This is a genomic window from Halogranum gelatinilyticum, assembly GCF_900103715.1.
GTDB classification, from domain to species: Archaea; Halobacteriota; Halobacteria; order Halobacteriales; family Haloferacaceae; genus Halogranum; species Halogranum gelatinilyticum.
Genome location: NZ_FNHL01000004.1, coordinates 1 through 20,485, shown reverse-complemented (window position 1 = coordinate 20,485; position 20,485 = coordinate 1). Strand labels below are relative to the sequence as shown.

Below are 20,485 nucleotides of genomic sequence, written 5' to 3'. Positions count from 1 at the left end.
AGAGATAACGTCATGAGTGGAGAACCACCTACCGACCGACCACAGCTGGCTGACGAGTGGGAGTCGTCACTATCGGGTCGGTCGACCCGAGAGCGAGTGTACGAGACAGCGTTGCAACTGTACGACCCAACTCGCGTCTCGGCAGTCGCAGATCGGGCCGACGTGTCCGCCGAGACGGCACGTGACTACCTCCAGTGGTTCGCGGAGATGGGGATTCTCACCGAGGTGAGTTCGTCGCCAGCAACGTATCGACGGAACGACTCGTACTTTCAGTGGCGGCGAGTCCAAGAACTTCGTGACAAACCGCTTGAGGAGCTCGAAACCGAACTCCGGGAACTTACGGATCAAGAGCGATCCTACCGCGATAGATTTGGTGTCGATGCTCCCGGCGACGTCGACGCACTCGAGCACGCGGATTATGATGAAGTCGAGGACGTCTGGATGACTCTCCAAGAGTGGCAGACTGTCCGACGACGCATCCGAGAAGTCGAGCTAGCTCGCCGTGACCGAGATGGGACAGCAGAGGCCTCTGCCTGAACCCGATGAGTGACGACGGAAAAACGCTCAACGAAGCGCTCTTACGGGCCGTTGCACGTCGTCTGGGTTCGTTGACGCTTGTCGATTCGGTCTCTGTGTTTCCGCGGACAAAACCTGAGTCGGTCGTTGCGACGCTTGACACCGTGTATTACCCCGACACTGTTGAAACCGCAGTCCTCGAAGTCCGCGCCTATGTCAACGACGACTTCCACGTCACCTACCGAGAAGACTGGGGCGGAGATGAGTGGATGTGTCGGTGGGACCGCCACGACAACCCACACAACGAACGGGACCACTTCCATCACCCACCAGCAGCACGCACTACCGACGCGACCGACCGAGACTACCCAACCGAGTTGACCTCGCTCCTGAAGCACGTGTTGTCTGAGGTCGATACCCGAATCGGGGCAGTTTGGGAGACTGCCTGACGGTTGGATGCCGGTCGTGTGGTCACACACTCCTCGTATGTGCCCTTCGACCCCTCCGGTGCGAGGATTTTTCTCACCGGTCGCCAACGGGAGAACCAACGACCAACACATGGACGAGGACATCCCACCCTGGCTCCAGTGTGTGCTCGATTCCCTCGAACGGGGAGACGTTCCGGACACGAGCATTCCTCCCGAACAGTTCGACGCGGTCTCCGTCGACAAGAAGAAGGCGCTCCTCAAGTCGATCCAACAGCTCGTAGACGACGACACGGTCTCACTCAACTCATTCCTTCCACTACTCTCCTCGGCACTCGACGCCGACAACCGTGCCGTTCGGCTCACGACCGCGAAGCTCCTCGTCTCGGTCGCTGAAACCACCCCCGACGCTATCCTCGAACTCGTCCCGGTGCTCGCCGCGCGCGTGGCCGACGACGACGAGTTCTACTACGTCCGGGCTCGCTCGGCCGAGGCACTCGGCTACGTCGCACTCGAACACCCCGACGAGGTTGCGACACCCGAGCTCCTCGCGGACCTCCGTCTCGGGCTCTCGTTCGACGAGCCGGAGGTCACACAGAAGCTGTCGAAGGCGCTGGAACACGTCGCACTCGGCGACCCGCGTCGGCTCCGACACCACGTGCCGACACTTGCTGAGCACCTCGCTGACGACGACGAACTCGTCCGGTGCCATCTCTGTACGGCCCTCGTCGTCGTCGGATCCGAGTCTCCCGACCGGCTCGCGGACGTGGCCGACGACCTCCGCATCCGACTGAGCGACGACAGTACGTTCGTCCGCGGGCGTGCCGCGGAGCGACGCCTCGGTGACCTGTGCGACGCAGACGAACCGTTCGTCGCTGACCGCGCACGGTTCGCACTCAGTGCTCTCGGGGGGACCGCCGACCCAGACGGACCGACCCCCGGTGTCGGAACCATCGAGAGCGTGTCCGCATCGACCGCCGACGCGGCCGAGGAGATTCGGTCGCCGGACTCCGACGGTATGCGTCCGAGCTGCGGCTTCCCGCTGGCGGAGTCCGGCCCACCGATGTGTCCGCGGTGCGGCCAGCCTCACTGACCCTCTTTTTCGGCTGGCCTAAAAACCGAAAGAGGTTTCACTGTTTAGGCGGGCCTAAAATCTATGCGCGAAGAACACAGCGGAGACGGCGACCGGTCGACGACCCGACGAGCCTATCTCAGATACGGCGGTGCGGTGGTCGGTGGTGGCCTCCTCGCAGGCTGTACCGGTGATACGGGGTCGGGGTCGACGACGACCGACGCCGCGGAGACTGCGGACACCGCGACGGAGCCGACTGCGACGACCGAAACGACGGCCGACGACGGCTACAGCGTCTCCATCGAACCCGTCGGCGAGGTCACCTTCGAGTCGGTCCCCGAGACGTGGGTCGCTAACAACGGCAGCTGGGCCGATATGGGCATCGCACTCGGTCTCGACGCACCGATGGGCGTCTGGCTTCCGGGGCGGTACCACACCCAGTATTACGACGAGATTCCCGGCGTCAGCGTCGATATCGACTCGATTCGGCAGCTGTGGGGAGAGGGCGGCGTCGGCAAGGAGCAGTTCTACGAACTCGACGCGGACGTCCACGTCGTCGACCCGAACTTCCTGTTGAACCGCGGGACGTGGCAGCAGGCGGACGTCGACGAGATCGCCGAGAACGTCGGTCCCTTCTTCGGCAACAGCATCTTCTCGCGGAGCTATCCGTGGCACGAGGGCTACCGCTACTACACGCTCTACGAGGGCTTCGAGAAGCTCGCAGCGGTCTTCCAGCGGACGGACCGCTACGAGGCGTTCGCCACGCTCCACGAGGAGTTCCAGACCGACCTCGCGTCCGTCGTCCCCGCCGAGGGCGAGCGGCCCTCGGCCGCCGTTGTCTGGGGCGGCGGCGACAGCCCCGAGCAGTACTATCCGTACGTCATCGACGAGGGGACGAGTTTCAAGCATCTCAACGACCTGCAGGTGGGGGACGCGCTCGCAGCGACGGACGTGAAGAACTTCTTCGAGAGCCGCGGTGCCATCGACTTCGAGACGTTGCTTGAGGTCGACCCCGAAGTGCTGCTCGTCCGCGGCCAGGAGATGAAGACCGAGAGCGAGTTTCAGGATACCGTGGTCTCGTTCATGGAGAACCACAGCGTCGCGAGCGACCTGACCGCCGTCGAGAACGGCGACGTCTACCGTGCCGGGCCGCTGTATCAGGGCCCCATCACGAACCTCGTCATCACCGAACGACTCGCGCGGACGCTCTACGGCGTCGAGGAGGAACTGTTCGACCGCGAGCGCGTCGCCGACATCGTCGCCGGGGAGGTCTGAGATGAGCACTGACTACGACGTCGCCGTCGTCGGCGGCGGGCCTGCGGGCTGTTCGGCGGCGGTCTTCACCGCCCGCTACGGGCTTGATACGGTCGTCTTCGACCGGGGACGCTCCTCGATTCAACGCTGTGCGTATCTGGAGAACTATCTCGGCTTCCCGGCGGGGATCGACGTCGAGACGCTGTACGGGCTGATGCACGAACACGTCGCCGAGGCTGGCTGCACGCTCGTCGCGGAGTTCGTCGAGTCGGTCACGCGCCGTGAGGGGGGCGAGGGCTTCGTCGTCGAGACCCAAGCGGGCGAGTGTGTCACGGCGCGGCGTGTCGTCGCGGCCACGCGGTACGACGGGGAGTATCTCCGGGGCCTCGACGACGAGGAGGCGATGTTCGAGACGTACGAGCACGACGGTGAGACGCACGAGCGGTTCGACCGGTCGTACGCCGCGTCGGACGGGACGACGCCGGTCGGAGGTCTCTACGTCGCCTCGCCGTCGAGCGAGGCCGACCGGCAGGCCGTGGTCGCCGCTGGCCGCGGCGCGCGCGTCGGATTGGCGGTCGTCGGCGACGCTCGTCGAGCGCGGGGTCGACCGGCGTCGCTCGCGGACCACTACGACTGGGTCCGCCAGGAGTCGACGCTCGACGACGAGTGGGCCGACCGCGGCCGCTGGCGCGAGTGGTACGACGAGCGGCGTCCCGCAAACCACACCGACGACGAACAGTGGCAGGCGATGCGCGAGCGCGACATCGACCGCCGACTCGGGACGTATCTGACGGCCGAGGAGATCGAGCAGCGAACCGAGCGCGGCCACCGTCGGCTGCTCGACCACGTCGACGACGACCTCGTCCTCGAACGCGCACGCGAGATCCGGTCCGAAACCGTCGAAGCGGGCGAGTAACCGACCCACGATGTCTCGACTCGCCAATTTTTAGGCCGACCTAAAATTCGAAGCAGTTATCACGTTTTAGGCGAGCCTAAACTATATGTCCGAAGACGACGGTCGGGGGATCCGCCCGACGCGCAGAGACTACGTGAAATACGGCGGTGCCGTCCTCGGCGGCGGACTGCTCGCAGGCTGTACCGGAACGAACGAAGGGAACGAAACGAACGGAACGAGCGACGGGTCGACGACCGATGGCTCGGACGGAACGACGACGGAGACCGAGACGCCGACTGACGGGTCGTACACCGTGTCGATGTCGCCGGTTGGGGACGTCGAGTTCGAGTCGGTGCCCGAGTCGGTCTTCACGCGGCTCACCCACCACGCGGACATGGCGTTCGCACTCGGCCGCGGCGATGCGGTCAACGCGATGCACGCGCCGGACTACTACGACGCACTGTGGAACCAGTTCGTCGAACGGCTCCCCGGCGTGACGCTGGACTGGACAGGTCTCTACTCCTCGTGGGAGGTAAGCAAGGAGAAGCTCTACGAACTCGACAGCGACGTCCATCTCGCCGACCCGGCGTCGGTGTTCCAACTCGGTACGTGGAGCACGGCCGACCTCGACGAGATCGGGGAGAACATCGGGCCGTGGTTCGGCAACTCGTTCAGCGCGCGTCACCAGACGCCGCCGACGGACTGGCCCGGCGAGTACGAGTATTACGGCCTGTGGGAGCAGTTCGAACGGGTCGCACAGGTGTTCCGCGCACAGGACCGGTACGACGCGCTCGCGGAGGTCCGCGACGAGCTGCTCGCGACCATCGAGGCCGACCTCCCACCGACGTCCGAGCGGCCGACAGCGGTGATGATCGGCTCGTCAGACGTCGAGGGCGACATCTACGCGTACACGCTGTCCAATCCCGGCTTCCTGACCGCACACACGCGGCCGCTCCATCCGGTCGACGCCTTCGAGGGCGCAGTCGAGTCCGGAACCATCGTCGACCTCGAAACCCTGCTCGAAGCCGACCCCGACGTGATGCTGATGCTCGGCGGGATGTTGCCGACGACGGACATGGGCGAGATCCGTGCGACGCTCGAATCGAACGCCGTCGCGGCCGAGATGACGGCGGTCGCGGCGGGTCGCGTCCATCCGCAGGGCGCGCGGTATCAGGGTCCGATTTTGAACCTCTTCCAGTTGGAGATGACTGCCAAACAGCTCTACCCCGACCAGTTCGGTGCCTGGCCGACCTACGAAAACGGTCCGTATCCCGAGATTCCGCAGGGTGAACAGCTGTTCGACCGCCAACGCGTCGCGGACATCATCAACGGAGACATCTAACAATGACCGACGACACCAACCCCGACGGACTGACGCGCCGAGACTATCTGCAGTACGGTACTGCGGTCGCCGCCGCCGGTCTCTTCTCCGGCTGCGCTGGCAACGCTGGCCAGGACACAGATCCGACTGCAGCCGACACAACGACAGCACCGTCGACTGCGGAGACGACGGCCCGAGACAGTTCGTACTCGGTGACGATGGAACCCGTCGGCGAGGTCACGTTCGACTCCGTCCCCGAGCGGTGGGTCGCCTACGGCGGCGGCTACGCCGACATGGGCGTCGCACTCGGCAAGGGCGACGGGATGACCGGCATCGGCGGTGCGGGCCGCTACTACACGTACGTCTACGACGAACTGCCCGGCGTCAGCGTCGACCGCGAGACGCTCGAAGCCAACGACCTCGGCGCGTCGGGGATGGCCAAAGAGCTGTTCTACGAACTCGACAACGACGTCCATCTGATGGATCCGGGGATGCTCCGCAACTGGTTCGACTGGAGCGAGGCGGACGTCGAGGAGATCACGACCAACGTCGGCCCGTTCGTCGGCAACCTCGTCTTCCGTCGCGAGGACGCCTGGCACGAGTACCGCTACTACACCCTCTACGAGGCCTTCGAGAAGGTCGCGCAGGTCTTCGGCGAGGAGGAACGCTACCGTGCGTTTGAGGAACTGCACGACGAGTTCATCGCCGAGGTCCAACGGCAGCTGCCGCCAGCCGACGACCGCCCGAACGTGCTGCTCGTCTACGAGGGGAGCGACGAGCCGGAGCAGTTCTCGCCGTACCGGCTCAACGACAAGGGGACGAGCAAGAAGCAGTTCCGGGACCTCGGCGTCAGCGACGCGCTCGCCGGGACCGGCGTCGACGGGCTGAGTACGACCGACCGGGGCCGCATCGACTACGAGACGATGCTCGAAGTCGACCCCGACGTCATCATGCTGCGCGCACACGAGCGCAAGTCCGCGGCCGAGTTCCGCGACACGGTCCTCGCGTATATGCGCGACCATCCCGTCGCCAGCGAGCTGACCGCCGTCCGGAACGGCCGGGTCTACCGCGGCGGCTATCTCTATCAGGGTCCCATCCACAACCTGTTCCTGACCGAGCGCGGGGCGAAACAGCTGTATCCGGACGTCTTCGGCGACGTGACGAGCGACGAGCAGCTGTTCGACCGACAGCGAGTCGCCGACATCGTCACCGGGGAGCTGTCGCGATGACGGACCGAAGCGTGGTGACGGACGGACACTGCACGCGGCCCACGTGGGTCGGGTGGAACGTGGAGTAACCCACGATGGTCGGAACGACACTCGCCGCGATCCGCGAACACGTCGAATCGCTCGCCGCTCCCGACGGACGGTACGTCGTCCACTGTAGCCGGACGGGAGAGCGTCCGGTCCCGGTCGCCGGGAAACGCTTCGCGAGCCGCACGCTCGCCGAACGTGCCGTCGCCGCGGCCACACAGTACCGCGCCGCACTGCGACGGTACGACCCACAGCTGCCCCACTACGCCCTCGTCGTCTCCCACGAGACGGGAGTGTACGGAACCGACAGCCGAGACCGCGACACCGACGAGACGGCGGCTCCGACGCTGGAGCCGTCAGCCGACTCGGCGGCCGTCGGCCAGCCGCCGCTGGTCGAGTTCTGTCACCAGGTCGCCGCGAGCGTGTTCGAGGCACTCTGTGATGCAGGGCACAGAGCCGTCGAGACGGCGGTCATGGACGCCTACTTCGAGTTAGCCGAGACGGTTCGGGACCCCGACGAACTCTGTCTCTGTCTCCTCGAGAGCATGGCCGCTGAACTCGATAGCCGGCTGACGCCGTCGGAGCAGGCCGACGTCCTCGCCGAGGCGGCGACCCTCCTCCCCGCGGCCGAGTCGAACGACGACGCGGTTTCGGCCGCGCTGGCGACGCTCGAGGGGAATGGCCTGCTCTCGGCGTACCGCTGTGGCCCTCCCTCGGTCGACCTCGATTCGGGGACGCGGACGATCGTCGTCCGCGTCTCGGACTACGCCCTGTCGCCCCGAGACGGGCGGCTTCCGGTGCTGCCGCTCGTCCTCGGAGTCTATCGACGGGAGTCTGCATGGCCGCTTTCGTCGGTTCGCGTCATCGACGACGACGACTGGCAATTGACGCTCGTCCACTCACGAGACGGCGGGCCGAGTGACCTCACGAGCGTCCCTATCGAGTCGGCGGTGTAGCATGCCGGTGGAGGTCCCCACCCATGAGTAAGCCCAACCAGTATCTTCTCGGCCTGTACGTCGCCGAACATCAGGGGACGGCCCCGATCTCTCCGGGCGTCGTCGCCGAGAGGGTCGGCCGATCACGCCGCTGTCGTAGCGCGTCTCCGGTCGACGAGATAGACGACCGCGACGGCCCAGCAGACGCCGATGAAGCTGTACTGGCCGACCGCCGCGGCTGGGGCCTCCCACGCGCTGAGCGTCGTGACGTAGTACCCGACGACGAACGCGGCGACGGGGACACCGACGTACGCGAGGACGTTCGGAACCCACGGTGAGCCGTCCTCGTAGAGCCGTTTCGCGTCCCTGTAGACGGAGACGAGCGCGAGTGCCGCAACGACCGTCGTGAGCAACACCAGGAGTGCCCCCACGAGACCACTGCCGAGGTCCCTCGGGACGATTCCGAAGACGTAGCCGGCCGCCACTGGCACGAGCGCGACGTACACGGCCACGTACAGCCACCAGCTCGACCCGTCTGTCTCCTGCTGTCGCACACGTCCCGGCTCCCGTACCTCCGCACGCCACGACCGGACTGCGGCGAGTCGGTCGCCGACGACGGCAGTCACGGACACGACGAGGACGACGAAGCCTGTGCCGATGGCGATGCCGATGGGCGTCACGACCACGCTCACGGCGGCGATTGTCGGCGACGACGACTCGACCGTCGAGACCATGGTGGCCAGATACACCGGGACCACTGCGAGCGAAGCGGCGAGCCCGGCTCGAATCCCGGCGCGTCGCCTGTCGGTCGGCCGGTCGTAGTAGAGATAGCCGACGAGGAGGCCAACGACAACCAACGCAGCCCCCGAGAGGGTGCCGCCAGCGACCACTCGCTCGTCGGGGACCGTTCCCCACGAGAGTGCCCCCGTGATGGGAACCGAGAGGAGTCCGAGAAGCGTCGCGAGTCGGAGGTCTGGGTCGGTCACGCGCCGGTAAAGGGTCGTGTGGAGGGCCATCGTGACTACCCCGTCGACCGCCGCCGGCAAGAGTGTTTTCAACCAACCGACATACGCCTGGATAGTGCAGTTCGCCGCCCAACGAGCCACTCGTGGCGTGACAACTCCGTGGCCTCGGTGAGCGCGTCACTCCGAGACACAGTCCACTACCTGTTAGACGGTTTTCAGAATCTGAGAATCGCACCCCCTCTTTTGCTATCAGCCGTAAGTATCGCCGAAGTGCAATGACGTGGTCCCCCAACCGCAGACGACTCTTGCACAGTGCCGCCCTCCTGAGTGTCACGTCGGTCGCGGGCTGTCTCTCCAGTGCCGTCTCCGACAGCGACGGCGACACGCCCGCCGACGCCGAGCAGTCCACCACCGCCGACACCACGCCGGCCGAGGAGTGTTCGCCGGACGAACCAGGTGTCGAAGCGACCGAGCTCACGCCGCCCGAGGACCTCGACGGCTGGCTCTCGGACGCGAACCACTACCCCGGCGAGATCACTCGCGTCGGCCACGGCGGGCGCGCAAGCATCAGCGTCGGCGAACCGACCGACGGCGGCTTGGCCTTCTACCCGCCGGCGGTCGAGGTCGCACCGATGACACGCGTCACGTGGGAGTGGACCGGCCACGGCGAACACAACGTCGTCGCTCTCGACGGGACGTTCGACAGCGGCCGACCCAACGGCTCGTCGGGCCTCGCGTACAGTTACATCTTCGACGAACCGGGCGTGTATCCGTTCGTCTCGGAACCCCACTACGGCGACGGGATGAAAGGTGCCGTCGTCGTCGCCGAACCACCATCGACGGGATACGAGGAAGTCGACGAGTGGGTCGTCGACAGCGGCAACTTCGACGGGAGCGTCGCCGACGAGACCGACTCCGAGACGGCGACAGTTCGTGTCGGTGCCGAGGGCAACAGAGGGACCTTCGCGTTCGACCCGCCGGTGCTGAAAGTCTCGATTGACACCACTATCACGTGGGAGTGGACCGGCGCCGGCCCACACAACGTCGCGTTCGAAGACATCGACGTCACTTCGGGTACGCCGACAGCCGAGGAGGGCGCGACGTTCGAGCACACGTTCGAAGAGTCCGGTGTGTATCTGTACGCCTGTGAACCGCACCAGTCGCTCGGGATGAAGGGCGCGGTCATCGTCGAATAGTCACCGTCGGTCAAGTTCGTGCGGCGACAGTGCTGCTCGGCGGCTCACTCGCCGTCGTCCAAAACCCGGCCATGAACGTCGATCTCGCCGTCTCGAATCCGCGTGCTGCTGATCCGCGTCCCGTCCTCGGCGATGACGAACGGCGCGGTGTGGATTTCGAGCGGCCGAAGCCCGTCGGTCATCCGCTTCCGGTTGACCTCGTGGGCGCGGCGTTGGGCCTTCGCCTCGGGTGAGACGACGAGCGCGTCGGCGTCGGCACGCGTCGCCGCCGGTCCCTGCGTGTCCGTCAACTCGATGATCTCGTAAGAGGCCGAGTAGGCGGCACTCACGCGCTCTAACTCCGTGTCCAGGGCGTCGCGGCGCGTCTCGAAGGAGCCGAGCAGTTCGACGTGCGCCGGATCGCTCCGCGTCCGCGTCGCCAACGCCGTCGACGTGAGACCGACGACGACGTGGCCGTCGCCGCCGTCGTCGTGGCTGGCGGTCTGAAACGCCGTGTGCAGGAGTGCACGGTGGCCGTTGTGGATCGGGGTGAACGTCCCACCGACCACCGCGATGCGTTCGGACTGAGACACGGCTCTGTGGTCGTAAGCCACGCTCATAAAGGGTATCGTGGAGGCACGCTCGCGCAAACCCATATGTCGTTTGCGAGCGTCTCTCTAGTCATGGCTCTCATCCTCCTCGCGACCGACGGGAGTGTCCACTCCCTGGAAGCCGCCAGACACGCGATCGACCTCGCCACCGAGGGCGACCACTCGTTGCACGTCCTCTCGGTCGTCGACAGCCGGAAGTTCGACGAACCGGCACTCAGTACCGGCGAACTCGCCACCATCGACGCCGAAGACCACGGCTACGAGCACGTCTCTCGAATCGTCACGATGGCGACCGCCGCGGGGATCTCGGTCGACGCCACCACCTGTCACGGGGTTCCCCACGAGTGCATCCTGGAGTACGCGACCGACCTCGACGCCGACCGCATCGTCCTCGGTGCCCACGGCGAGCACAGAGAGCATCTCGGTGGCGTCGGCCGACAGGTCGAAGCGAGTGCGAGCTGTGCGGTGGACGTCGTCGACGCCGGTGCCTGAGTCCGTCGGCGACTCGTCGGAGCGATTGCCACCTCACCCGAGTACCGACCGCCTCACCAGCCGACGACAGTCTCGACGTCTTCCTCGACGACGAAGCCGTCCCCGTCGCGAACGATGGCGGCGGCGAAGTAGAGCATACACAGCGAGCCTACCAGCCCGACGACGAGCATGAACCAGTCGAGTCGCGCTGCCGTTCCGGTGAGGACACTCGGTGCGAAACTGCTCGGGAGGATGACCGCAAACAGGGCGTAGGTGAGCGCGGCGAGATACCGCCACGTCACCGTCACCGGCCCGAGCGTGATGCGCGAGACGGTGCCCGCGAGGAGCGCGGAGACGCCTGCGAGCGTCATCGCAGGGATGGCGAGCAGCCTCGTGAAGGCTTCGACCCCGAAGAAGGCAGTGAAGGCCGCGACGATGAGGAGGTCGAAGAGACCCAGATAGCGGAAGGAGGACTGTCTCATGTCTGTCGCGTCGCTCGGGGAGTACATAGTTCCTCTCGGTTCGACGGCTCCGCGGGGTCAGTCCACGGTGTACCGTCGGTACCGCCGGACAGCGTACCGGTAGGCGACGAGCGGCAGCCCCACCACGATGAGGAGAAACACCCCGAGTGCCACGAGCACGACGACCGACAGATGGCCGCCACCAAGGAGCGTCCACAGCGCGACGAGACCGAGGGCCGTCACGATGATCGTCGCGAACATGAAGCCCATGACGACGAGCATCGACGGCGAGACGGTCTCGGTCCCCCAGACCGCCCGCTCCTCGTAGATGGGGTACAGACAGCCCACGCCCGGCGCGAGTAGCCCGGCACCGAGACACGACAGGAGACCGAACCCGGCGAAGGCGGCGACTGTCGGGGTTCCACCGAGGGCGGCGGCGACGAGCGGCACGCCGACCGCGACGGGCACGCCGACGGCGAGTCCGGCGACGATACGGCCGTGGACGTACGTCCGCGGTCTCGCCGCCGTGAGCAAGAGGAGCGGGAACTGCGGGCGGTCGTCGCCGAGGGGGTTCAGCCCGAACGTCGCCCCCGAGAGATACGTCCCGAGGACGACGCCCGCACCGGCGAGGACCGGCACGTTGAGTGCCCCGTCCTGCAGCAACGTCCCGGCGACCGGCCCGACGAAGAAGACGATGGCGACGAGATGGACCAGCTCTTGCGGCTTGCGGATCGCCCGGACGATGATGCCCCAGGCGACGTGTCCCGCGGTGTGCCAGGCGAGCGGTCTCGGCGGCGAGAAATGTTTCGGCTGCCGGGCGGATTCGTCGGCCGCCGCCGACCGCTCGCGGCGCACCGGCCCGTCGGAGAACCACAGTGCCGTCGCCTGCCGCTCGGCGACGACGAGACCGACCGGCGTCAGCGCGACCCAGCCGACGAGCACCGCGACGCCGCCGACGCCCGTCGGTGGCGACAGCGGCGTGCCGACGAAGGCGAGGGCGACGTACTCGGTCAGCGGGCCGACGGTGAGAACGGTGAGAATCGAGGTCAGCGAGACGTCCGTCGTCGCCGCGAACTGCCCGGCCATCTGCGAGCCGACGATGACGGCGACGAACAGGAGAACCCCGCCGACCTTCGCCAGCCGTCGGACGGTCGGGAGCCGTCGGAGCAGCCGGAGGACGGCCATCCCGAGCGCGTAGCCCCAGACGGCCGTACAGCAGATTAGCGGAGCCACCACGACGAGGGTGGTGACGACGAGCGTCGGCGCGCCGACTCCCGCCGCGAACACGGCCGCCGTGAGTACAATCGGCACGCCGAACCACAGGGTCAGCCGCGCGAGTTCCGCGAGGAGGAGGCCGACGATGAGCGCGCGCGGATGCACCGTCGTCAAGAGGTTCTCCTCGCCGTCGACGCCGCTGATCCGCTCGACCGTTCGCAACGCCGCAAGCAGGAGCAAGCCGACCGGGAGCGCCGTCGCAAGCGGGCCGAAGAGCGGAATCGCCGCCACGGACTCGACCTGTCGGGCGAGCAGGAACACCGCCGGAAGCGACAGCAGGGCGTTCCCCCCGAGAACCAACAGGACGACGAAAAAGCCCAGTATCCGCCGGGTGCTCCCGAAGTAGCTCCGGAGGCTCCGGAGGAACTCGGCGCGGCCGATACGGAGACCGTGCCGCAGGTCGGTCTGGCCGTTCATTCGTCGGCTCCGCCGTCGCCGGTCGGCGTCGACCGAGCCGCGCCCACGCCAGTCGAGCCGCTCTCGTCGCCCGGCTCGGACTCGCTCTCGTCGCCCGGCTTGGACTCGCTCTCGTCGCCCGGCTCGGACTCGCTTTCCGCACGCGCTCCGACCCGGTCACGTTCCGCCGACTCGCCGCCCGTGACCGCGAGGAAGGCGTCTTCGAGCGAGCCACCGGACCCCGTCTCCGCGCGGGCGGTCAGCTCCGCGGGTGTCCCCTCGGCGACGACGCGGCCCTCGAACAGGACGCCGACCTCGTCGGCGACGGCCTCGACGACGGGCAGGATGTGCGTCGAGAGGAAGACGGTCGTCCCCCGCTCGGCGAGACCGACGATGGACTCCCGAAGCCCCCGTGCAGCGCGGGGGTCGAGACCGCTCGTCGGCTCGTCCAGGAAGACCACGTCGGGGTCGTGCAGGACGGCCTGGATGAACGCCGTCTTCTGTTTCATCCCCTTCGAGTACGTCCCGATTCGCTTGTCGGCGTCGGCGGCGAGGTCGAACTCGTCGAGGAACTCGGCGATGCGGTCTTCGGCCGCCTCCCGCGGGATGTCGCGGAGTTCGGCGGTGTACTCCAACTGCTCGCGCGCACTGAACTCCTCGTACAGCGGCGGCGTCTCCGGCAGATAGCCGAGATGGGGAACGACCGCTCGCCGGTCGTCGACGGCCGTGCCACAGACGCGGACCGTCCCGCTCGTCGGTTTCGAGAGGCCGGTCAGGAGACGCATCGTCGTCGTCTTGCCCGCCCCGTTCGGGCCGAGAAAGCCGTAGACGGTTCCGGTCGGAATCGACAGTGAGACGCCGTCGAGGGCGATCTCGTCTCCGTAGGTCTTCCGGAGGTCGGTCGCCTCGATGGCGAGCGCGTCGGTATCGGTGGAGGGCATCTCTGCGCGAACCGTCTCGGCCGAGGCGTATAACTCGTACGACGTGACAGAGTGGCTTCGTCGCCAGCGACGGGTTCCGAGCGATGTCCGTCGGTTTCTCACCGACCGAGAACGTCGCTCACCGCTTATCGTCTCAGAGAGCGTACATTCTCGTATGGGCGCGATTGAGGTCTCACATCTGAGCAAACATTACGGCGACGTCGTCGCGGTCGACGACCTCTCCTTCGAGGTCGAAGAAGGCGAGATATTCGGCTATCTCGGTCCCAACGGCGCGGGGAAGACGACGACCATCCGCGCACTGCTCGGCTTTCAGACGCCCACGGCTGGCGGTGCGACCCTCCTCGGCCACGACATCGCCGACGAGCGCGCGCTCCGCGAGGCCAAGGCCCGAATCGGCTATCTCCCGGCGACACCCAGCTTCGACGAGAACGTCACCGGCGAGGTCTATCTCGACTTCCACGCCTCGCTGAAAGGCGACGACCGGCGTGACGAACTGCTCGCGATGTTCACCCCGCCGCTGGACCGCAAAATCAGCACCTACTCGACGGGCAACAAGCAGATGCTCGGCATCGTCCAGACGTTCATGCACGACCCCGACCTCGTCATCATGGACGAACCGACGGCCGGACTCGACCCCATCAAGCAGGAGCGGTTCAACGAGTTCCTGCGCGCCGAGCGCGACCGGGGGACGACCGTCCTCTTCTCCTCGCACATCCTCGGGGAGGTCCGCCGCGTCTGCGACCGTGTCGGCGTCATCCGCAACGGGACGCTTGTCGCGCTCGAAGACGTCGGGACGCTGCTCGAACGCGGCGGGAAGCTCGTCCGCGTCCACACCGCCGACCCGCTCGACGCGGCCGACCTCGACTTCGACGGCGTCGTCGACCTCGAACGCGCGGGCAACGAGGCGCGGTTCACCTTTACCGGCGACTACAACGACCTCGTCGCGCTCCTCGCCGCGTACGACGTGGTCGACCTCGACATCGAAGAGCCGCCGCTGGAAGACGTGTTCATGCACTTCTACGGGGAGGAAGAGGATGCTTGAGATAACCCGCTACGAGGCGCGCCGCCGCGCGAAGGGGTCGCTCGCGCTCACGCTGGGCGTCGGCGTCTTCACCCTGCTCATCGTCGGCATCTTCCCCTCCATCGAGGCGTCGGGCGTCGACTTCGAGGCCTACGTCGAGAACCTCCCCCCGGCGTTTCAGGAGGGGTTCGGCGTCGACGGGGCCGCCTTGAGTACCTTGGAGGGCTTTCTCTCGACGGAGATCTACCAGTTCATCTGGCTCTTGATGCTCGGGCTGTACGTCGCCTACGTCGCGGGCAACACCGTCGCGGGCGACATCGAGAGCGGCCGGATGGACGTCGTCCTCGCGACACCCGTCTCGCGGACGACCGTCCTCGTCGAGAAGACGCTCTCGCTCTTGGTTCCGATCGCGCTCTTGAACCTCGTCGTCCCGCTGTTCGTCCTGGCCGGCGCGGTCGCCATCGACGAACCCTTGGACTTCGGCGACGTCCTCCTCGTCCATCTCCTCTCGGTTCCGTATCTCCTCGTCTGTGCGGCCATCGGCGTCCTGCTCTCGGTGCTCATCAAGCGTGCCGACCTCGCCCAGCGCGGGAGCCTGGCCGCCGTCTTCGCGCTCTTCCTCGTCGACACGGTGACGGCGGGGACGGACTTCGAGTGGCTCGGCACGCTGAGTCCGACGCGCTACTTCGACCCGACCGAGATACTCGTCGACTCGACGGTCGACGTCGGCGGCGCGTTCGTGCTCCTCGTGGCCGCCATCGTCCTCGTCGTCGTCAGCTGCAAGCTGTTCCAGGAGACAGACATATGACGCACATCCGCTCACACCCCCTACCACCGGTCCGTACCGACCGTCGACCACGACCAGACACCACCGTGCGTCACGGGGAGGTCCGGCGATGAGCCGTCGGCTCCTCGCAGTCGTGCTCGTCGTCAGCCTGCTGGTCGCTTCGGTCCCTGCCGTCGCCGAGGTTGAAGGCTCGCCCCGCATTCAGGTGACGCTTCCGCAGTACATCGTCGGCGTCGGCGACGAGACGACGCTGCGGATCGCCGTCACCAACGACGCCGACCTCGACCGTGCGTCGACGACGAACCCGGCGTTGAACGCGCAGGTGACGACCGCCCGCGGCGTCACCGTCGAGGTCCGTCCCGGCGACGCGCCCGTCTCCATCGAGACCGGACGGCAGTCCCTCGGCGGGCTCCCGGACGGCGCGGTCGGGACGGCGGCTGTCGACATCACGGTCGACGAAGACGCCCGGCCGGGGACCTACCGGCTCCCGGTCGTCGTCCGCTACAGCTACGCCGAGTCCGTCAGCGACGAGGGAAGCGTCGACGAGGAACAGCGGACGAAGCGGGCGCGCGTCACGCTCCGCATCGAGGACCGCCCGCGCTTCGCGGTCGGCGGCGCGACGACGGATCTCCAACCGGGCAGCACCGGTCTCGTCACCGTCGAGATGGAGAACGTCGGCCGCGAGACGGCCCGCGACGCGCGGGTGTCGCTCACGTCCACGGCGGCCGGGTTGACCGTCGACGGCGCGCCGACCGGCAGCCGCTACGTCGGGACGTGGGCGTCCGGCGAGACGCGGCAGGTGTCGTACGTCGTCACCGCGAGCGAGAGCGTCCGACCCCAGCCCTACAGCTTCGAGGTGACGACGACCTTCACCGACGCCGACGGCCGACTGATGTCGACCGGGACGGACGCCGTCGGCGTCACACCGCTCGCACGCGTCCCCTTCGCGCTCGCCGACGTCCGCTCGGACCTCGCGGTCGGCGAACGGGGGACGCTCGACGTGACCGTCGTCAACGAGGGCGACAGAACCGTCTACGACGCGGTCGTCCACGTCGAGTCGTCGTCGCCGTCGCTGACGTTCCCCGAGCCGTCGTATCCGGTCGGGACGCTCGCAGCGGGCGAGCGGATGCCCGTCGGCTTCAGGGTCGACGTGCCGAGAACGGCCGAGAGCGGCCCGCGGAGCGTCAGCCTCACTGTCACTCACGAGACCGAAGACGGGAACGCGCGGACGAGCGAGCCGCTCCGGCTCACCCGCCCCGTCGGTCCCGAAGTCGACCGGCTCGCGGTCGAGCCGGTGAACGCGACGTTCGACGTCGACTCGGGCAACCGCCTCGCGGTCCGGCTGACCAACGTCGGCGACGAGCCGCTGTCGGAACTCGACGCCCGACTGCTCGCGGACGCGCCGTTCACCAGCGACGCACCGACCTCCTACGTCGCGAGCCTCGCGCCCGGCGAGTCGGCGACCGTCTACTTCGAACTCACCGTCTCGGAAGACGCCGTCGCCAACACCCACGCGGTCGTCGTCAACGTCACCGGCGAGACCATCGACGACGACCCCTTTACTTCGGGTCCGCACGCGGTCGCCGTCAGCGTCGTCGAACCCGAGACGGGCAACAGCGACGTGGAGGTGCTGGGACTCGGTATCGTCGTCGTCCTCGTCGTCCTCGGTGCGGGCTGGTGGTGGCTGCGACGATGACCCACCGACACCCACGAGCGGACTTTTGGCCGCTGCGGGGGTACTGAGAACATGGTTCTCGTCGGACACGGTCTCGTGCTCTCTGCCCCACTGGTCACTCTCGGTCCCGAGGCACTCGCCGATTACTGGCCGACCCTCGTCCGGCTCGCGTGGTTCTGTGCGGGCGTCGTCGTCGCGTTGTTCGTCGGCGTCTATCTCGTCGAACCGCTCGTCACCCGCGTCGTCCGGCGGCGAAACCGAAACAATGCGACGCTGGAGGAGGCCGTCTCGCGCTACGTCCAGCTCGTGATGCTCGCCGTCGCCGTCGCCGTCGGCGCGGGTGTCGCTGGCTACAGCGGCTTTCTGACGAACTCCGCGCTGGTCATCGCGGCCGCGACGCTCGCAATCGGTGTCGCGGCGCAGGCACTCATCGGCTCGCTCGTCAGCGGCATCGTGCTCGTGCTCGACCCCGAGTTCAACATCGGCGACTACATCGAGTGGGCCGACGGCGAGGGGACGATTCGCTCCATCACGCTCCGGGTCACTCGCGTCCAGACACCCAGCGGCAAACTGGTGACGATTCCGAACACCGTGCTGACGAGTCAGTCCATCACCCGGCCGTTCGGCCACGGCCGATACCAGATCGTGGACACCGTCGCCATCGCGTACGAGGACGACGTGGGCGAGGCACTCCGACAGCTGCAAGCGGCCGCCGACGAACTGGAGACCATCCTCGACGCGCCGAGTCCGCGCGTCTACGTCGACGAGTTCGGGAGCGACGCGGTCGTCCTCCGCGTCCACTACTGGCTCGACGACCCCGACCGCCGGGACGTCTTCGCCGTCCGCTCGGCGTTCGCCCGCTCGGTGAAAAGCCGCTTCGACGCCGCCGGCCTGACCATCGCGCCGCCGTCGAAGCGGGAGCTACTGGGTCGCGTCGACGTCGACCGGTCGGAGTGACGGCCGGTCGCTCGCAGTCGCTCACGGTTGCTCGCGTCCGCTCAGACGTTCCGCGCGTTGCGCACTTCGGTGTCCGACTCCGCGCGGAGGAGGTCTTCGGCGTCGTAGACGATCCGCTCGTCGCCGCCGAGCGCGAGGACGTCGACCGTCGAGTCGTCGTCACCCCACTCGGCGCGGTAGCCGTCGCGTTCGACGGCGTCGAAGTCACTCTGTGCGAGGTCGTACGCGAGCCGGTCGGGTGCGTCGTCGCCGAAAGACATCGGTACTGGAGGTGTCACTCGCCGACGGTCTATCTCTTTCGTCTCTCACGTGGGGCTATCGCTATCCCGTGGCTTCTTGCCCGCCCCGCGTCAGCCTCTGTCCATGTGGTTTCAGACGCTCCCACAGACGCCGTGGCTGCAGGACCTCCTCGACCTGTGGGCGGGGCGACTCGCCCCGTTTCTCGAAGGCGCGGGACTGTTCGTCGTGACGGCCCTCCTCATCTACCTCCCCGGCCGGTTTCTCGTCGTCCCCGGTGCGCGACGGCTGATGGACTGGGCGGGGACGAACGACACCTTCGAACTCCCCTTCTTGAAGGTGTTGCACGCGGGTATCACGATCTTCGCGCTGTTCAACGCCGCGGTCGCCTCGGACTTCAGCGACTTCCTCCAGGCGACGGAGGCGGTCGTCGCGGGTGCGACTATCGCTATCGGTTTCGCGTCGAAAGACGTGCTGAACAACCTCGTCAGCGGTGTCTTCATCGTCGCCGACCCGAAGTTCAACATCGGCGACTGGATCCAGTGGAACGGCCAGGAGGGCATCATCGAAGACATCAGCTTCCGGGTCACGCGGGTCCACACGTTCAACAACGAACTCATCTCGGTACCGAACTCCGAGCTGACGGCCAACGCGGTCACGAACCCCGTCGCCAAGGAACATCTCCGCTCGACCTACCAGTTCGGCGTCGGCTACGAGAGCGACCTAGAGGAGGCAAAGCGGATTATCGTCGACGAGGCACTGGCGCATCCGGACATCCTCGACCGACCCCGGCCGAGTGTGCGGGTCCAAGACTTGGCCCCGTCGGCCGTCACGCTGCAGGCGCGCTTTTGGGTCCGCGACCCCGCACAGCTCGATCTGAGCAAGGTGCGCTCGGAGTACATCCAAGGGGTCAAAGAGCGGTTCGACCAGGCGGGCATCGAGATGCCGTATCCGTACCAACAGCTCACGGGGAGTATCGACATCCGGGGTGCGGACCGACAGTCGACGGAGCCACTCAAGTCGGAGTCAGTAACCCACGACTGAAGTCGTGGGCTTGTCAGTGGACTCCCCTTCTGACTCCGTAATGGAGTAGGTGTGGAAATCACCATTCAGGTTCAGCGTCCCTGACGCGAGCGCACACTGACAGGGTGCGCCTCCACTCGGAGACTTCTGCCCCGAGCGGAGTTTCTTGAGAAGTTTGCGAGCGATGTTCTTACTCGCGTTGTAGTCCGCGTTCAGTTCGTACTCGCACTTCTGACACACGAACTGGTGTTTCGACCGCCGATTCGACTCATGCGTAAACCCACATGACGAACACCGCTGAGACGTGTACGCAGGACTCACCTGCTTAACCTCGATGCCGTCCATTTCGGCTTTGTATTCGACGTACTGGTAGAGCCGTCGGAACGCCCACGCATGGAATCGCTTTGCACCAGCCATCCGGTCACGAATATCGGTCAGATTCTCGAAGGCGATATGTGTACATCCGTGGTCGGAGGCTTCTTCGAGAATCTGGTTCGAGACACGGTGGATTTCGTCCTGCATCCAGCGGTGTTCGCGGTCTTTCATCGACTGAATCGACAGATGTGCCGACCGAGTGCCTATCTGTTGCATCGACCCGCGAGTCTTCTCAAACTCTCGGCGTCGGTGGTTCATCTCGTCGGCGTTCCCGATGAACGCGCCTGTGGAAGTCACGGCGAGCGAGCCGTCCACGTTCAGGTCAACACCAAGGACTGTTCTGTGCTTGGCGTCGGGAGAATCAGTTGTGGACTGTTCTTGCTCGTCCGTGGTTCGGCGCATCCGTGCGTGGAGGTAGAACGACTCCGTTTGGCGGTCGTACTG

22 protein-coding genes are annotated in these 20,485 nt (G+C 66.6%); 15 read left to right on the top strand and 7 right to left on the bottom strand.

What is annotated here, in order from left to right:
• The first annotated feature begins 12 nt into the window (after window positions 1-12).
• The 8 genes from BLR57_RS13695 (at window position 13) to BLR57_RS13660 (ending at window position 7,692) form a co-directional block, all read left to right on the top strand.
• The gene (locus BLR57_RS13695) at window positions 13-537 is read left to right on the top strand and encodes a DUF7342 family protein (RefSeq protein ID WP_139173351.1); all 525 of its coding nucleotides are present in this window, start codon (window positions 13-15) and stop codon (window positions 535-537) included.
• 5 nt (window positions 538-542) lie between these two features.
• Window positions 543-965 (top strand): toxin-antitoxin system TumE family protein, encoded by a 423-nt coding sequence (locus tag BLR57_RS13690; protein WP_089698462.1) that lies wholly within the window; start codon window positions 543-545, stop codon window positions 963-965.
• Window positions 966-1,074: 109 nt separating this feature from the next.
• A complete protein-coding gene (locus BLR57_RS13685) occupies window positions 1,075-2,034 on the top strand; it encodes a HEAT repeat domain-containing protein (RefSeq protein ID WP_089698460.1) in 960 nt (319 codons plus the stop codon).
• Window positions 2,035-2,097: 63 nt separating this feature from the next.
• The gene (locus BLR57_RS13680) at window positions 2,098-3,288 is read left to right on the top strand and encodes an ABC transporter substrate-binding protein (protein ID WP_089698458.1); all 1,191 of its coding nucleotides are present in this window, start codon (window positions 2,098-2,100) and stop codon (window positions 3,286-3,288) included.
• A 1-nt stretch (window position 3,289) separates the two neighbouring features.
• The gene (locus tag BLR57_RS13675) at window positions 3,290-4,183 is read left to right on the top strand and encodes an NAD(P)/FAD-dependent oxidoreductase (RefSeq protein WP_089698456.1); all 894 of its coding nucleotides are present in this window, start codon (window positions 3,290-3,292) and stop codon (window positions 4,181-4,183) included.
• Window positions 4,184-4,268: 85 nt separating this feature from the next.
• Window positions 4,269-5,504: an ABC transporter substrate-binding protein gene (locus BLR57_RS13670; protein WP_089698452.1), complete on the top strand. Its 1,236-nt coding sequence runs from the start codon at window positions 4,269-4,271 to the stop codon at window positions 5,502-5,504.
• Between the two features lie 2 nt (window positions 5,505-5,506).
• Window positions 5,507-6,712: an ABC transporter substrate-binding protein gene (locus tag BLR57_RS13665; protein WP_089698450.1), complete on the top strand. Its 1,206-nt coding sequence runs from the start codon at window positions 5,507-5,509 to the stop codon at window positions 6,710-6,712.
• Between the two features lie 74 nt (window positions 6,713-6,786).
• The gene (locus BLR57_RS13660) at window positions 6,787-7,692 is read left to right on the top strand and encodes a DUF7551 domain-containing protein (protein WP_089698448.1); all 906 of its coding nucleotides are present in this window, start codon (window positions 6,787-6,789) and stop codon (window positions 7,690-7,692) included.
• A gap of 122 nt (window positions 7,693-7,814) precedes the next feature.
• On the opposite strand, the gene BLR57_RS13655 is transcribed toward BLR57_RS13660, so the two are convergent.
• Entirely contained in the window at window positions 7,815-8,687 is an 873-nt protein-coding gene (locus BLR57_RS13655) for a DUF5518 domain-containing protein (RefSeq protein WP_089698446.1), read from the bottom strand.
• A 224-nt stretch (window positions 8,688-8,911) separates the two neighbouring features.
• On the opposite strand from BLR57_RS13655, the gene BLR57_RS13650 reads away from it, so the two are divergent.
• Window positions 8,912-9,832 (top strand): halocyanin domain-containing protein, encoded by a 921-nt coding sequence (locus tag BLR57_RS13650; RefSeq protein WP_089698444.1) that lies wholly within the window; start codon window positions 8,912-8,914, stop codon window positions 9,830-9,832.
• A gap of 44 nt (window positions 9,833-9,876) precedes the next feature.
• Here the strand turns inward: BLR57_RS13650 and BLR57_RS13645 are convergent, their stop codons facing one another.
• A complete protein-coding gene (locus BLR57_RS13645) occupies window positions 9,877-10,404 on the bottom strand; it encodes a phosphopantetheine adenylyltransferase (protein ID WP_089698442.1) in 528 nt (175 codons plus the stop codon).
• Window positions 10,405-10,494: 90 nt separating this feature from the next.
• Between BLR57_RS13645 and BLR57_RS13640 the strand changes: the two genes are divergently transcribed.
• Window positions 10,495-10,914, top strand: coding sequence for a universal stress protein (locus tag BLR57_RS13640; RefSeq protein ID WP_089698440.1), 420 nt, complete (start codon window positions 10,495-10,497; stop codon window positions 10,912-10,914).
• A 53-nt stretch (window positions 10,915-10,967) separates the two neighbouring features.
• On the opposite strand, the gene BLR57_RS13635 is transcribed toward BLR57_RS13640, so the two are convergent.
• Genes BLR57_RS13635 through BLR57_RS13625 form a run of 3 tightly spaced genes read right to left on the bottom strand, consistent with a single transcriptional unit; the run spans window position 10,968 to window position 13,966 of the window.
• On the bottom strand, window positions 10,968-11,375 hold the full coding sequence (locus BLR57_RS13635) for a DUF7994 family protein (RefSeq protein ID WP_089698438.1): 408 nt from the start codon (window positions 11,373-11,375) through the stop codon (window positions 10,968-10,970).
• A gap of 57 nt (window positions 11,376-11,432) precedes the next feature.
• A complete protein-coding gene (locus tag BLR57_RS13630) occupies window positions 11,433-13,046 on the bottom strand; it encodes a hypothetical protein (protein WP_089698436.1) in 1,614 nt (537 codons plus the stop codon).
• Window positions 13,043-13,966: an ABC transporter ATP-binding protein gene (locus BLR57_RS13625; protein ID WP_089698433.1), complete on the bottom strand. Its 924-nt coding sequence runs from the start codon at window positions 13,964-13,966 to the stop codon at window positions 13,043-13,045. Before BLR57_RS13625 ends, BLR57_RS13630 begins: the two co-directional genes overlap by 4 nt.
• Before the next feature lie 154 nt (window positions 13,967-14,120).
• Here BLR57_RS13625 and BLR57_RS13620 point away from each other — a divergent pair, with 154 nt between their 5' ends.
• The 4 genes from BLR57_RS13620 (at window position 14,121) to BLR57_RS13605 (ending at window position 18,406) form a co-directional block, all read left to right on the top strand.
• On the top strand, window positions 14,121-15,008 hold the full coding sequence (locus BLR57_RS13620) for an ABC transporter ATP-binding protein (protein ID WP_089698431.1): 888 nt from the start codon (window positions 14,121-14,123) through the stop codon (window positions 15,006-15,008).
• Window positions 15,001-15,795 carry an ABC transporter permease subunit gene (locus BLR57_RS13615; RefSeq protein WP_089698429.1) on the top strand — a complete coding sequence of 265 codons (795 nt, stop codon included), beginning with the start codon at window positions 15,001-15,003 and terminating at the stop codon, window positions 15,793-15,795. Before BLR57_RS13620 ends, BLR57_RS13615 begins: the two co-directional genes overlap by 8 nt.
• A gap of 88 nt (window positions 15,796-15,883) precedes the next feature.
• Entirely contained in the window at window positions 15,884-17,470 is a 1,587-nt protein-coding gene (locus BLR57_RS13610; protein WP_089698427.1) for a COG1361 S-layer family protein, read from the top strand.
• 51 nt (window positions 17,471-17,521) lie between these two features.
• A complete protein-coding gene (locus BLR57_RS13605) occupies window positions 17,522-18,406 on the top strand; it encodes a mechanosensitive ion channel family protein (protein WP_089698426.1) in 885 nt (294 codons plus the stop codon).
• Between the two features lie 41 nt (window positions 18,407-18,447).
• Here BLR57_RS13605 and BLR57_RS13600 read toward each other — a convergent pair whose 3' ends face one another.
• On the bottom strand, window positions 18,448-18,666 hold the full coding sequence (locus BLR57_RS13600) for a hypothetical protein (RefSeq protein WP_089698424.1): 219 nt from the start codon (window positions 18,664-18,666) through the stop codon (window positions 18,448-18,450).
• 103 nt (window positions 18,667-18,769) lie between these two features.
• Between BLR57_RS13600 and BLR57_RS13595 the strand changes: the two genes are divergently transcribed.
• Complete coding sequence (locus tag BLR57_RS13595; protein WP_089698422.1) at window positions 18,770-19,687, top strand: mechanosensitive ion channel family protein; 918 nt, start codon at window positions 18,770-18,772, stop codon at window positions 19,685-19,687.
• On the opposite strand, the gene BLR57_RS13590 is transcribed toward BLR57_RS13595, so the two are convergent.
• Window positions 19,670-20,485: RNA-guided endonuclease InsQ/TnpB family protein (locus BLR57_RS13590; protein ID WP_139173350.1), on the bottom strand; the 816-nt coding region annotated here is incomplete at its 5' end. The genes BLR57_RS13595 and BLR57_RS13590 overlap by 18 nt on opposite strands.